The organism is Verrucosispora sp. NA02020 (assembly GCF_013364215.1).
In the GTDB taxonomy this organism is placed as follows: domain Bacteria; phylum Actinomycetota; class Actinomycetes; order Mycobacteriales; family Micromonosporaceae; genus Micromonospora.
The window spans coordinates 5,930,385-5,943,587 of the sequence record NZ_CP054923.1; the positions used below are offsets into that span (position 1 = coordinate 5,930,385).

Consider the following 13,203-nt stretch of genomic DNA (forward strand, 5'->3'; position numbering starts at 1 on the left):
CAGTGGTGGGCCGGTCCGCGAGCGCGGGCCGGCCCACCGGCTCTGCCGACACCTCTGGGAGGGTTGATGAACTTCGACTTCGCCGCACAGGCGCCGAAACTGATGATGTTGCTGTGGGGGCTGGTCGCCTTCGCAGTGGTGGTCGGCGGCCTGCTCATCCTGCTCGACGTGGTACCGGCGTTCTTCGCCCGGCGCCGTGAGGCGCAACTCGTCGCGGCCTCCGCCGGCGGCGGCGTGCCCCTGCCCCGCCGGACCAAGCCCCGGGAGGGGCTGTTCGCTCTCTTCTTCCTGCTGCCGACCGTACTGCTGCTGATGATCGGCCTGGTCGTCCCGGCGATCCGCACCACGCTCCTGTCCTTCATGGACGGCGGCAGCCAGAACTGGGTCGGTCTGGACAACTACCGCTGGATGTTCGCCGAGGACGCGATCGTCCGGGTACTGATCAACACGCTGGTCTGGGTGACGCTGGTCCCGCTGGTCGCCACCGGCATGGGCCTGCTCTACGCCGTGCTGGTCGACAAGGCCCGGCTGGAGTCGCTGGCGAAGTCGCTGATCTTCATGCCGATGGCGATCTCGTTCGTGGGCGCCGCCATCATCTGGCGGTTCGTCTACGCCTATCGGGGTGAGGGCCAGGAACAGATCGGTCTGCTCAACCAGATCGTCGTCAGCCTCGGCGGCGAACCCCGACAGTGGCTGCTCGACTCACCACTGAACACGCTGCTGCTCATCGTGATCATGGTCTGGATCCAGGCCGGATTCGCCATGGTGGTGCTCTCCGCGGCGATCAAGTCCATTCCGGCCGACATCGTGGAGGCGGCCCGCCTCGACGGGGTCACCCCCTGGCAGATGTTCCGGCAGATCACCGTGCCCAGCATCCGGCCGGCCATGATCGTCGTCGTGGTCACCATCTCGATCGCCACGCTGAAGGTCTTCGACATCGTCCGCACCACGACCAACGGCAACTACGACACCAGCGTGATCGCGAACGAGATGTACAACCAGGCGTTCCGGTACGGCCAGAACGGGCAGGGATCCGCCCTCGCGGTCTTCCTCTTCATCCTGGTGCTACCGATCGTGATCTTCCAGATCCGGAACCTGCGTCAGCAGCGACGGGAGGGCTGAGATGACCACCACCACTCCCCCGGTCGCCGCCGGCGCCCAGGACACCAACGGCCCGTCGACGCGGGCGTCCCGGGTACGCAAGCGGCTGAACAGCCGTACCGCGACCGTGGTCGCGATCGTCATCGCGGTCGTCTGGACCATCCCGACGTTCGGCCTGCTCGTCTCCTCGTTCCGGCCGGAGCCCCAACTCAAGACCACCGGCTGGTGGACGTTCTTCCGGGACCCGCAGTTCACCCTGCAGAACTACCAGGACGTGCTGTTCGGACAGGCATCCGGCTCGGGACAACTCGCCAACTACTTCGTCAACTCGCTGGTCATCACCCTGCCGTCGGTACTGTTCCCGCTCGCGTTCGCCGCGCTGGCCGCGTACGCGCTGGCGTGGATCAACTTCCGCGGCCGGGACTGGGTCTACATCGGCATCTTCGCGCTCCAGATCGTGCCGTTGCAGATGGCGCTGGTGCCACTGTTGAGCTTCTTCTCGCGCGGAGTCAGCATCGGCGGCGTCACCCTGATGCCCGCCTGGAACCTCGACGGCGCGCAGAACTTCGCCCAGGTGTGGTTCGCGCACACCTGTTTCGCGTTGCCCTTCGCCGTGTTCCTGCTGCACAACTTCATCTCGCAGCTACCGAAGGACCTGATGGAGGCGGCGCGGGTCGACGGGGCCACCCATCCCAGGATCTTCCGCACCATCGTGTTGCCGCTGGTGGCGCCCGCGCTGGCCGCGTTCGGCATCTTCCAGTTCCTCTGGGTCTGGAACGACCTGCTGGTCGCGCTCATCTTCGCCGGTGGCAGCGACGTCACCGCACCACTCACCGTCCGGCTGGCCGAACTGGCCGGTACGCGCGGCAACGAGTGGCAACGGCTGACCGCCGGGGCGTTCGTCTCGATCGTCGTACCGCTGATCGTGTTCCTGTCGTTGCAGCGTTACTTCGTTCGAGGGCTGCTCGCCGGCAGCGTCAAGGGCTGACACCCCGGGTGGTGCCGCCGTCGACGGCGACGGCGGCACCACCCGGGACATGAGCGGGGTAAGCGTGACCAGGATCGACGACGTCGCCCGGCTGGCCGGAGTCTCCACGGCCACCGTCTCCCGGGCACTACGCGGACTGCCGACCGTGTCGGCCGCCACGCGACACCGGGTGCTGGCCGCCGCCGAGCAGTTGCAGTACGCCGTGTCGCCGAGCGCCTCCCGGCTGGCCGGCGGACGCACCGGCACCGTCGCGGTGGTCGTCCCCCGGATCACCCGGTGGTTCTTCGGCGTCGTCGTCGAAGCGGTCGAGGACTTCCTGCACCAGGCGGGCTACGACCTGCTGCTGCACAACCTCGGTGGCCGGGAGCAGAACCGGCAACGGCTGCTGCACCCCGCCAACCTGCACAAACGGGTGGACGCGGTGATGCTGGTCGCCACCCCGCTGCGGGCACCCGAGCTGAGCGCCCTCGCCGCACTCGACCTGCCCGGCGTGACCGTCAGCTCCGGCACCGACGTACCGGGCTGGCCCTGCGTACGCATCGACGACGTGGTTGCCGCGCGGACCGCCACCCGGCACCTGCTGGACCTCGGCCACCGACGCATCGCCCACATCTCCGGCGACCCCGACGACGAGCTCGCCTTCACCGCGCACCTGGACCGGCGCCGGGGCTATCAGGAGGCGCTGCGCGCCGCCGGGTTGTCACCCGACCCGAGCCTCGACGTGGAGTCCCGGTTCGACATCGCCGGTGGCACCCGGGCCACCGAGGAACTGCTGCGTCGGGGCGACCCGCCCACCGCGATCTTCGCCGCCTGTGACGAGATGGCGATGGGCGCGCTGACCGCGTTACGCGACGCCGGCCTGCGGGTACCCCAGGACGTCAGCGTGATCGGCATCGACGACCACGCGCTCGCCGGGGTGCTCGGGCTGAGCACCATCGCCCAGCCCGCCGCCGAGCAGGGCCGGTTGGCCGCGAAACTGCTGCTCGACCCGCTCGCCGGACCGCCCCGGCAGCCCGGACCGCACCGGGCCACGTCGCCGGTGATCCTGAACACTCGGCTCGTCGTGCGGGAATCGACCGCACCGGCGCGGGCACACTAACGACCAGTCACCATCGTCGTCCGGCGACCCGCCGGGCCGGCTCGATTACGGGAGTCCGTCCTGAACGACAACGCGACGCAGCAGACCACGCCCTCCGCCCCGATCACGGGCTGGTGGACCGAGGCGGTGATCTACCAGATCTACCCGCGCTCGTTCGCCGACGCCAACGGCGACGGGATCGGCGACCTGCCGGGAATCACCGCCCGCCTCGACCACCTCGCCGAACTGGGGGTCGACGCGGTCTGGCTCTCCCCGTTCTATCCGTCGCCGCAGGCCGACGCCGGTTACGACGTGGCCGACTACCGGGACGTGGAGCCGCTGTTCGGCACGCTCGCCGACGCCGACGAGCTGATCGCGCAGGCCCGCGCCCGGGGGCTGCGGGTGATCGTCGACCTGGTGCCCAACCACACCTCGTCGGCACACCGGTGGTTCCAGGCCGCCCTGGCCGCCGCGCCGGGCAGCCCCGAACGGCAGCGGTACGTCTTCCGCGACGGCCGGGGCCCGGACGGCACCGAGCCGCCCAACGACTGGCAGAGCGTCTTCGGCGGACCGGCCTGGACCCGGGTCCCCGACGGGCAGTGGTACCTGCACCTGTTCGACACCGCCCAGCCCGACCTGAACTGGGACGCACCGGAGGTACGCACCGAGTTCCTGGACGTGCTGCGGTTCTGGCTGGACCGGGGCGTGGACGGCTTCCGCGTCGACGTCGCGCACGGGCTGGTCAAGCAGGCCGACCTCGCCGACTGGCGGGAGCCGCAGGAGATCCTCTCCGGGCAGGAGGCCGACAAGCCCCGCCCGCCGATGTGGGACCAGGACGGCGTACACGAGATCTACCGGGAGTGGCGGCGGCTGTTGGACGGCTACCCCGGGGAACGCGTCCTGGTCGCCGAGGCGTGGGTGGAGCCGGCCGAGCGGCTGGCCCGCTACGTCCGCCCCGACGAGATGCACCAGGCGTTCAACTTCGAGTACCTGGTCGCCTCCTGGACCGCCCCCGCCCAGTACGCGGTGATCACCCGGTCTCTGGAGGCCACCGACGCGGTCGGCGCACCCACCACGTGGGTGCTCTCCAACCACGACGTGGTCCGGCACGCGTCCCGGCTCGGGCTGCCGGTCGGCACCGCCCGGCCCAACGGCATCGGCGTCGGCGACGAGCAGCCGGACGCTGCGCTCGGGCTGCGCCGTGCCCGGGCGGCCACCCTGCTGATGCTCGGTCTGCCCGGTTCGGCCTACCTCTACCAGGGCGAGGAGTTGGGTCTGCCCGAGCACACCAGCCTGCCCGACGAGGCCCGGCAGGACCCGACCTGGGAACGCAGTGGGCACACCCAGCGGGGCCGCGACGGCTGCCGGGTGCCGATCCCGTGGGAGGCCGACGCCCCGTCGTACGGGTTCGGGCCCACCAACGCGAGCTGGCTGCCGCAGCCGCCGGTCTGGGCCGAGTACGCCCGGGACCGCCAGCGCGACGTGCCCGGCTCGACGTACGAGATGTACCGCACGGCGTTGCGGCTGCGGCGTACGCACGGGTTGGGTCGGGGCACCCTGGAGTGGCTCTCCTCCGGCGACGACGTGCTGACCTTCCGCAACGGCGACCTGGTCGTCTCGACCAACTTCGGCCCGGAGTCCGTGCCGGTGCCCGACGGCGAGGTGCTGCACAGCAGCGCCCCGCTCAACGAGGACGGCTCCCTCCCCACCGACGTCACCGTCTGGCTCCACACCCCCTGACCGTGCGCCGGGGCTGGGTGTAAGGAAGGGCACCTTATTAACGCCTCAGGTAGAGGAAGGGCCCCCTGTTAACACCGCCCGTCGCGGACTGCGGCAAGGCGAGCAGCCGCCGGCCGGGGCTGTCCCGTGCGGCCCGCCGGCTGGCGGTCGTTTGTTAACAGGGGGCCCTTGCTATGCACGAGGCGTTAATAAGGTGCCCTTCCTTACATCTGTCACAGCTTTTCGGCGCGGGTGTGCAGCAGGTCGCGGACGTCGGCGATGTCCTTGGGCGACGTCCGGGCGGCGAACCAGTACATGATCCCGGTGGGGATGAAGAAGAGCTGGAACGCGGCCAGCCCGACGGCGTAGTTCAGCGGCGGCGGGAAGGCCGCCCGCAGGGCGTGGAAGACCACGCCGACCAGCCCGTTGCCGGCCGCCCGCCCCACCCCGTTGACCAGGTTGCCGAGGCTGTAGACGGTGCCCCGGTGCTCGGGCGGGTTGGCGTCGGCGATCAACGCGAACCAGTTCGGTGAGTTCGCCGACGTCAACGCCAACGCCAGCATTGCGGTGAGCAGGCTCAGCCCGACCGTCGGCTCGGTGAACACACTGCCCACCACCGCCGCCACCACCGCGCCGGTACCAGCGCCGTCGGGCACGTCGATGCGGATCGGCACGAAGAACAGCACCAGGTAGAGCGGGACCGCGGCGAGGATGCCGACCGCGGCGACCAGAGCCCGGCCGGAGGGCGTACGCCGTTGCAGCGCGTCGCCGATCAGACCGCCGACGATGGAGAACACGCCGCCAAGCTGGAACAGGGTGGCGAAGACGCTGCCCACCACGATCGCCGTCGCCGGTGAGTAGCCCTGGTCGCGTGCCCGCTCGGTGAAGAGCACCGGCAGCCAGACCAGCGAACCGAACGCGGCCTGTGCGGTGAGGCCCTGCAGGACGAGCCACCGGTTGGTCCGCCGACCGAGGATGACCGGCAGGTCGGAGCGGCTGATCCGGTGGTCGTACTCGGCACCGGTCGCGAGCGCGGCGGCCAGTTCCGGTTCGCTCTGCCCGCGCCGGATGTCGTAGGTGAACAGGTACGCCGCGGTGGCGGCCAGGCCGACGACGGTGAGCAGGAGGAACGGGCGTCGCCAGTCGGCCGCGCCCAGCAGCCCGCCGACCAGCGTGCCGGCCAGCGTGCCGATGCCCTGGGAGAGTCCCCAGAAGCTCATCACCAGGCCACGGCGGCGGGGCGAGATCAGGTCGGTGACGACCGAGAAGCCGACCGATCCGACCGCACCGAGCCCGATCGCCGCCAGCAGCTGCGCGGCGAGGAACGTCGGGTAGTTGTCGGCCAGACCGCTGCCGCCGGTGCCGACCGCCCAGATCAGCGTGCCGATCATGAGCAGTGGCTTGCGGTTGGTGCGGTCCCCGAAATACGCCCAGCCGACCGCCGCGACGGCACTGACCAGGAAGCTGATCGCAGTGACCAGGCCGAGCAGGCGCTGCGGCACCGCGAAGGAGTCGGCGATCGCGCCGTAGAGCGGCGGCACCAGCCCGATCGCCACGTTGTCCAGCGAGGCGAGCAGCACGAAGACCACGACGCTGTAGATCCGGTGCGTGGCGCTCCCGCCCCACACCCGCGCGGATCGGCCCGTGCGCAAGGTCATGCCGGCAGCCAACCAGGACCGGATATCGGCCTGGTCACCGGGTCCACCCATCCCGTCACCGCGACGGGCGGACCGGTCCGAACCCGCGCCACCGATCCACCCAGGCCGCCGACCTGCCGAACATGCCACGACTCCGACCGACCGGACGAGGTCCGACGCCCTCATCCGGCCCGCGGATCGCGTCGCCCGCGTCGCGATGATCACGCTCGATCCTGGATCGAGTGGCATCCCGGCGCCGCAATGACCACTCGATCCTGGATCGAGCACGACCTTGGGGCGAGCACGACCTTGGGGCGAGCACGACCTTGGGCGGCGGGATCCGGGCCGGGGCGGTGTCGCACCCCGGCCCGGAACGCGTGCGCTATCCGGCCGTCAGGCGGTCCAGGTGACGCTCCCGGGCTTCGGCGTAACGCTCCCGGATGGCCGGCACCGGCTCGGCGGCGTACTCCTCGGTGCCGGACGGTGACCACGACGGCGGTTCCGCACCACCGAGGGCCAGCCAGGCGGCCTGGCGGGCGGCCCCGTCGGCGACGTACTCGCCGGGGGGTGGGACGACCACCGGGCTGCCGAAGACCTGGGCGGCGATCCGGCGGACGGCGGCGGAGCGGGCCCCACCACCGACCAGGATCACCCGCCGGACGGTCGCCCCGTGGGCGGCCAGCGCGTCCAGCCCGTCGGCGAGCGCGCAGAGCAGGCCCTCCACCGCTGCCCGGGCCAGGTGGGCCGGGGTCGAGGTACCCAGGGTCAGCCCGTGCACCGCCCCGGTGGCCAGCGGCCGGTTCGGCGTCCGCTCACCCTCCAGGTACGGCACCAGGACCAGCCCGTCCGCACCGGGCGGTGCCGACAGCGCCAGCTCGGCCAACTCGTCCAAGCCGACCCGCAGCATCCCGGCGGCGGCGTCCAGCACCCGGGCCGCGTTGAGGGTGCAGACCAGCGGCAGGAACCGGCCGCTGGCGTCGGCGAAGCCGGCGACGATCCCGGTCGGGTCGGCGGCCGGGGCGTCGGCGACGCTGAACACGGTGCCGGAGGTGCCGATCGAGACGACCACGTCGCCGGGTCCGGCGCCGACCCCGAACCCGGCGGCGGCGTTGTCCCCCGCGCCGGGTCCGAGCAGCGCACCGCCGGGCAGCGCGCCGGCCGCCTCGGCGGCACCCAGCACGGTCGGCACCCGTACCGTCCGGCCGAGCGCCCGTTCCAGCAGGTCGGGGCGGTACTCGCCGGTGGCCGGCGACCAGTATCCGGTGCCGCTGGCGTCACTGCGGTCGGTCCGCAACGCCGCCAGGTCGGACGATCCGGACAGCCGCCAGGTCAACCAGTCGTGCGGCAGGCAGACGGCGGCCACCCGGTCGGCGTTGGCCGGCTCGTGCCGGGCCAGCCAGCGCAGCTTGGTGACGGTGAAACTCGCCACCGGCACGCTGCCCACCGCGTCAGCCCAGAACTGCCGGCCCGCCGTACCGGCGCCGGCCTCCTCGACCAGGTCGGCGGCGGCCTGCGCGGAGCGGGTGTCGTTCCACAGCAGCGCCGGCCGCACCACCTCGCCCGACTCGTCCAGGCAGACCATGCCGTGCTGCTGGCCGGCGACGGAGACGGCGGCGACGTCGTCCAGCCCACCGGCGGCGTCGATCGCCGTCTGGAGGGCCGACCACCAGGCCGAGGGGTCGACCTCGGTGCCGTCCGGGTGCGGGGCCCGGCCCTGGCGGACCAGGTCACCGGTGTCCGCGTCCCGGACGACCACCTTGCAGGACTGGGTGGAGGAGTCCACCCCCGCGACGAGCGGCATGCCGTCGCCTCAGCGCGCGCCGAGCACGTGCTCGACGGCGAGCTGGTTGAGCCGGATGAAGCCGAAGCCCTTGGCGCCGGCCGCGTCGACGTCGTAGCCCTCGAACGCGCTGGTGTCGGCGAGCAGCTCGGCGTAGCCCTCACCCTCGCCCAGGGTCGGTACGCCCAGCTCGCCGACCTTGGCGGCGGCCAGTGCCTCGACCACCTCGGGGTCGGCCCGGAACGCCGCGGCCCGCTCCTTGAGCAGCAGGTAGGTCCGCATGTTCGCGGCGGCGGAGACCCACACCCCGTCCATGTCCTCGGTGCGGGAGGGCTTGTAGTCGAAGTGGCGCGGCCCGTCGTACCCCGGGCCGCCACCCGGGGCGCCGTGCTCCAGCAGGTCCACCAGCGCGAACGCGTTGAGCAGGTCACCGTGGCCGAAGACCAGGTCCTGGTCGTACTTGATGCCGCGCTGGCCGTTGAGGTCGATGTGGAACAGCTTGCCCTGCCAGAGCGCCTGGGCGATGCCGTGCACGAAGTTCAGCCCGGCCATCTGCTCGTGGCCGACCTCCGGGTTGACGCCGACCCGGTCGGGGTGGGCGAGCGTGGAGATGAAGGCCAGCGCGTGCCCGACGGTCGGCAGCAGGATGTCGCCGCGCGGCTCGTTCGGCTTGGGCTCCAGCGCGAAACGCAGGTCGTAGCCACGGTCGACGACGTACTGGCAGAGCAGGTCGACCGCCTCGCGGTAGCGGTCCAGCGCGGCCTGCACGTCCTTGGCGACGTCGTACTCGCCGCCTTCCCGGCCGCCCCACATGACGAAGGTCTGCGCGCCCAGCTCGGCGGCGAGGTCGACGTTGCGCAGCACCTTGCGCAGCGCGTACCGCCGGACGTCGCGGTCGTTGCTGGTGAAGCCGCCGTCCTTGAAGACGGGCTGCTGGAAGAGGTCGGTGGTGACCATCGGCACCACCAGGCCGGTCTCGTCGAGCGCCTTGCGGAACCGGGCGATCTGGCCGTCGCGGGCGGCGGCGTCCGCACCGAACGGCACGAGGTCGTCGTCGTGGAAGGTGACGCCGTACGCGCCCAGTTCGGCGAGCCGGTGCACCGACTCCACCGGGTCCAGGGCCGGTCGGGTGGCGTGACCGAACGGGTCTCGGCCCTGCCAGCCGACCGTCCAGAGGCCGAAGGAGAACTTGTCGACGGGGGTGGGACGGGATGCCATTACAGACCTCCGGTGGTGTCGTCCGCTATTTGTTCAGTGGTTGAATTAAATGGCCGCGATGTGGCAGTGTCAAGGGGTGACCCGACTCGCAGCCCCGGCCGGTGGCGTACGCCAGGGCAGCCTGCGTGAGCTGAACCTCGCCCTCGTCCTCGGCCGGATCGCCGCGGCCGACCGCCCGCCCTCCCGGGCCGCGCTGGCGGCCGAGACCGGGCTGACCCGAGCCACCGTCTCGGCCGTGGTGGAGGACCTCGTCGCCGGTCGACTGGTCACCGAGGCCGAGCCGACGCCACGCTCCGGTGCCGGGCGACCCGCCCGTGGCCTGGTGCTCGCCGGTGACGGCCCGGCCGGGCTCGGGCTGGAGATCAACGTCGACTACCTGGCCGCCTGCGTGGTCGACCTCTCCGGCGAGGTCCGGCACCACACCGTGCACCGGGCCGACCTGCGCCCGGTCTCCCCCACCGACGCGCTGGCCCGGCTGGCCCGGCTCGCCGCCCAGGCGCGCGCCGACGCCGACGCCCAGGGCCTCACCCTGGCCGGCGCGGCCCTCGGCGTACCCGGGTTGGTCGACGACACCGGCCGGGTCCGCCTCGCGCCGAACCTGAGCTGGCGGGACGTGCCGGTGCCGGAACTGCTGGCCGCGCTCCCGCCGCTCACCGAGACCGTCGAGGGCGTACCGGCGCTGGTGGTGGACAACGAGGCCAACCTCGCCGCGCTCAGCGAACTGCACGCCGGCGCCGGACCGGGCAGCTTCCTGCACCTCTCCGGCGAGGTCGGCATCGGTGCCGGGATCGTGCTCGACGGCGCGTTGTTCCGGGGCGTCCGGGGCTGGAGCGGCGAGATCGGGCACATCCCGGTGCGGCCGGACGGACCGCCCTGCCGGTGTGGCGGCCGGGGCTGCCTGGAGCGTTACGCCGGACAGGAGGCGATCCTCGCCGCCGCCGGCCTGGCCGGGGCCGACCTGCCGGCCGACACCGCATCGGTGCGGCTGGCCCAACTCGCCGAGGCCGGTGAGCCCACCGCCCGGCACGCGCTGCACGAGGCCGGTACGGCCATCGGGATCACCGTGTCGAGCGTGATCAACCTGCTGGACCTGGACACCGTGGTACTCGGCGGTGGTTACGCCCCGCTCGCCCCCTGGATCCGGCCGCCGGTGCTCGCCGAGATCGAACGTCGGGTACTCACCGCCGCCTGGTCACCGGTGACCGTACGACCGGCGACCCTCGGCGCCACGGCCGCCGCGGTGGGCGCGGCGGGCTCGGTGGTGCGCCGGATCATCGCCCGACCCGCCGGATGGCTGGCCCGGCTCTAGGCCCCCGGCGTTCCTGGACGGACGGCCCTCGGAGGACCTCGGTACCCTTGCCCCCAGGCAACAAACCCGTGGACCCGAGGAGCAGAGCACCGGCATGCGTACAGGTCGACAGCGCGTGGCGCAGGGCGACCGCCGGTGACCAGGACCCGACGGGGCCCGGCCGCCGGCGCCACCGGCCGTGGGCGAGCCGGCCGCCTCGGCTCCGCCCCCTCGGTGGACCCGGATCTCGCGCGGGAACTCCTCGACGGGCTCGCCGAGGCGGTGCTGATCGCCGACAGCGTCGGGCAGGTTCTCCTGGTCAACGCCACGGCCAGCGCGCTGCTGCCGGAGCTGCACCCGGGCGTCGCCCTGCCCGGCTCCCCGGTGACGATGCTGTCGCAGGCGTACGCGACCGGCGCGGACGACGTCGAGGGTGAGCACCGGGACCGGCGGCTCCGGGGCATCCGCCGCCCGTTGGCCGGTGACCGGTCGGCGTGGTACGTGCGGGACGTCACCGACGACCACCTGCGCGCCGAGGCGCTGCGGACCGAACGGGGGCGTACCGACTTCCTGGCCCAGGCCGGACGCCGTCTCGGCCTGGCACTACAGCGCGAGCAGGCGCTCCAGGCCGCCGCGACGCTGCCGGTGCCGTACCTCGCCGACCTGGCCCTGGTCGTGTACCTGCCGAGCGGGACGGTCGAGTACCAACCGCAGTGGATCCGGCACTCCGGCCACGGATCGACGCCGGCCCTCGGCGCCGCCGGCTGGGACGCGGTCAGCGCCGTACCCGGGCTGGTCGAGGCGCTCGACGGGGAGACCGGCGTCCCACGGCCCTGGCCCGTCACCGAGCGCGGCGGAGCCGGGCCGCTGATCCCCGACGATCTCGATCCGGCCGCGACGCTGCTGGTCAGCCCGATGCCGGGGGCCGGGCGGACGGCGGGCGCGCTGGTGCTGGTGCGGACCGGAGCACGTGACGGGTTCGACCGGCGCGACGTCGAGCTGGTCCGGGAGTTCGCCGCCCGAGCCGGTGCCGCCCTGGCCACCGCGCAGCTCTACGACGCGCAGATCCACCTGGCCCGGGTCCTGCAGAACAGCCTGCTCCCGCCGGGCCTGCCCGCCGTGGGCGGCGTACGGCTCGCCGGTGGGTACCGGGCGGCCGGCGACAGCCTGCGCATCGGCGGTGACTTCTACGACGTGCTCCCGACCGACGGGGGCGCGCTCTTCGCCCTCGGCGACGTCAGCGGCAAGGGCGTCGGCGCGGCCGTGCTGACCGGCCGGGTCCGGCAGTCGTTGCAGACGCTGCGGCTGGTCGAACACCGGCCCCGGGAGTTGCTCGCCCTGCTCGACCGGGCTCTGCTGGACATCCCGGACGCGACCCGTCGCGGCCAGTTCACCACCCTGCTGCTGGGCGCGCTGCATCCGGAGCCGGACGGCGGGCTACGGGTACGGGTGGCCGGCGGCGGGCACCCGGCGCCGCTGCTGGTCGACGCTGCCGGGACGGTGACCCCGGTCCAGGTGGGCGGCATGCCGGTGGGTGCGGTGCCGGGGGCGCGGTTCGACGAGGCCGAGATCCGCCTGCGGCCGGGTGAGCTGCTGCTGGCCCGCACCGACGGGGTCACCGAGGCCCGGGGCGGGCCGCACGGCACCGAGATGTTCGGCGAGCGGCGGCTGCACCGGGCCCTGGTCGAGGTCGCCGGGTCGTCACCGTCGGCGCTGGTCGACCGGGTGCTCCGGTTGGTCGACGAGTGGTGCGGCGGGCACCGGCACGACGACGTGGCGATGCTGGCGGTGGGCCCGGCCGGGCACGGTTGAGCGCCGCCGGTCAGGCGGTGCGGGAGACCGAGGTCTCCCCCGCGGACCAGCCCCGTGCCGGCGGCTCGGCGACGTGCTCCACGGCGGTCAGCCCCGCCGGCAGCTGTTCCGGGTGCGTCTCCTGCTGCGGCACCAGCGGCGACACCGGCCGCATCACCCGCGCCCGGGCCGCCGCGTCGAACTCGCGCAACCCGTGCAGCAACGCCTCCCGGGCCTCCGGGGCCATCGCAGCGAGGATCGTGGCCAGATGCTGACGGCGGTCCTCGCGCAGCTCGGCGAGGAGCCGGCGGGCCTCGGCGGTGAGGTGCAGCGAGATCTCCCGGCGGTCGGCACGGCCGGGCTCGCGTTCCAGCATCCCGGCGGCGACCAGCCGGTCGCAGAGCCGGCTGGCCGAGGAGAGCAGCATGTCCAGCCCGGCGGCCAACCGGCGCAGGTTGATCCCGTCCTGCCGTTCGACGAGCATGACGGCTCGCAGCTGGGCGGTGGAGATCCGGTTGGCCGTCCGTTCCCGTGCACCGTCCCAGACGGTCAGCAGGGCGCCTGCCGCGGTATCCAGCTCGGCAGCCATACTCGTCTCAGGTC

At 72.8% G+C, this 13,203-nt stretch carries 10 protein-coding genes; 6 read left to right on the forward strand and 4 right to left on the reverse strand.

Annotated elements, in window-relative coordinates; genetic code table 11:
* Positions 1–66: 66 nt before the first annotated feature.
* From HUT12_RS26440 to HUT12_RS26455, 4 genes are all read left to right on the forward strand, one after another.
* The gene (locus tag HUT12_RS26440) at positions 67–1,122 is read left to right on the forward strand and encodes a carbohydrate ABC transporter permease (protein WP_131053595.1); all 1,056 of its coding nucleotides are present in this window, start codon (positions 67–69) and stop codon (positions 1,120–1,122) included.
* Between the two features lies 1 nt (position 1,123).
* Positions 1,124–2,089 carry a carbohydrate ABC transporter permease gene (locus tag HUT12_RS26445; RefSeq protein ID WP_131053594.1) on the forward strand — a complete coding sequence of 322 codons (966 nt, stop codon included), beginning with the start codon at positions 1,124–1,126 and terminating at the stop codon, positions 2,087–2,089.
* Between the two features lie 64 nt (positions 2,090–2,153).
* Positions 2,154–3,188, forward strand: coding sequence for a LacI family DNA-binding transcriptional regulator (locus HUT12_RS26450; protein WP_131053603.1), 1,035 nt, complete (start codon positions 2,154–2,156; stop codon positions 3,186–3,188).
* A gap of 60 nt (positions 3,189–3,248) precedes the next feature.
* The gene (locus tag HUT12_RS26455; protein ID WP_176095991.1) at positions 3,249–4,907 is read left to right on the forward strand and encodes a glycoside hydrolase family 13 protein; all 1,659 of its coding nucleotides are present in this window, start codon (positions 3,249–3,251) and stop codon (positions 4,905–4,907) included.
* A 212-nt stretch (positions 4,908–5,119) separates the two neighbouring features.
* Here the strand turns inward: HUT12_RS26455 and HUT12_RS26460 are convergent, their stop codons facing one another.
* From HUT12_RS26460 to xylA, 3 genes are all read right to left on the reverse strand, one after another.
* The gene (locus HUT12_RS26460; protein WP_176095073.1) at positions 5,120–6,544 is read right to left on the reverse strand and encodes an MFS transporter; all 1,425 of its coding nucleotides are present in this window, start codon (positions 6,542–6,544) and stop codon (positions 5,120–5,122) included.
* Between the two features lie 361 nt (positions 6,545–6,905).
* On the reverse strand, positions 6,906–8,324 hold the full coding sequence (xylB, locus tag HUT12_RS26465; RefSeq protein WP_176095074.1) for a xylulokinase: 1,419 nt from the start codon (positions 8,322–8,324) through the stop codon (positions 6,906–6,908).
* Positions 8,325–8,333: 9 nt separating this feature from the next.
* A complete protein-coding gene (gene xylA, locus HUT12_RS26470) occupies positions 8,334–9,521 on the reverse strand; it encodes a xylose isomerase (protein ID WP_176095075.1) in 1,188 nt (395 codons plus the stop codon).
* A 49-nt stretch (positions 9,522–9,570) separates the two neighbouring features.
* Between xylA and HUT12_RS26475 the strand changes: the two genes are divergently transcribed.
* Both HUT12_RS26475 and HUT12_RS26480 read left to right on the forward strand, forming a co-directional pair.
* Entirely contained in the window at positions 9,571–10,830 is a 1,260-nt protein-coding gene (locus tag HUT12_RS26475; RefSeq protein ID WP_176095076.1) for an ROK family transcriptional regulator, read from the forward strand.
* Between the two features lie 135 nt (positions 10,831–10,965).
* The gene (locus tag HUT12_RS26480) at positions 10,966–12,621 is read left to right on the forward strand and encodes a PP2C family protein-serine/threonine phosphatase (RefSeq protein WP_176095077.1); all 1,656 of its coding nucleotides are present in this window, start codon (positions 10,966–10,968) and stop codon (positions 12,619–12,621) included.
* 10 nt (positions 12,622–12,631) lie between these two features.
* Here HUT12_RS26480 and HUT12_RS26485 read toward each other — a convergent pair whose 3' ends face one another.
* Positions 12,632–13,189: a MarR family winged helix-turn-helix transcriptional regulator gene (locus HUT12_RS26485; protein ID WP_131055790.1), complete on the reverse strand. Its 558-nt coding sequence runs from the start codon at positions 13,187–13,189 to the stop codon at positions 12,632–12,634.
* Positions 13,190–13,203: the final 14 nt, after the last annotated feature.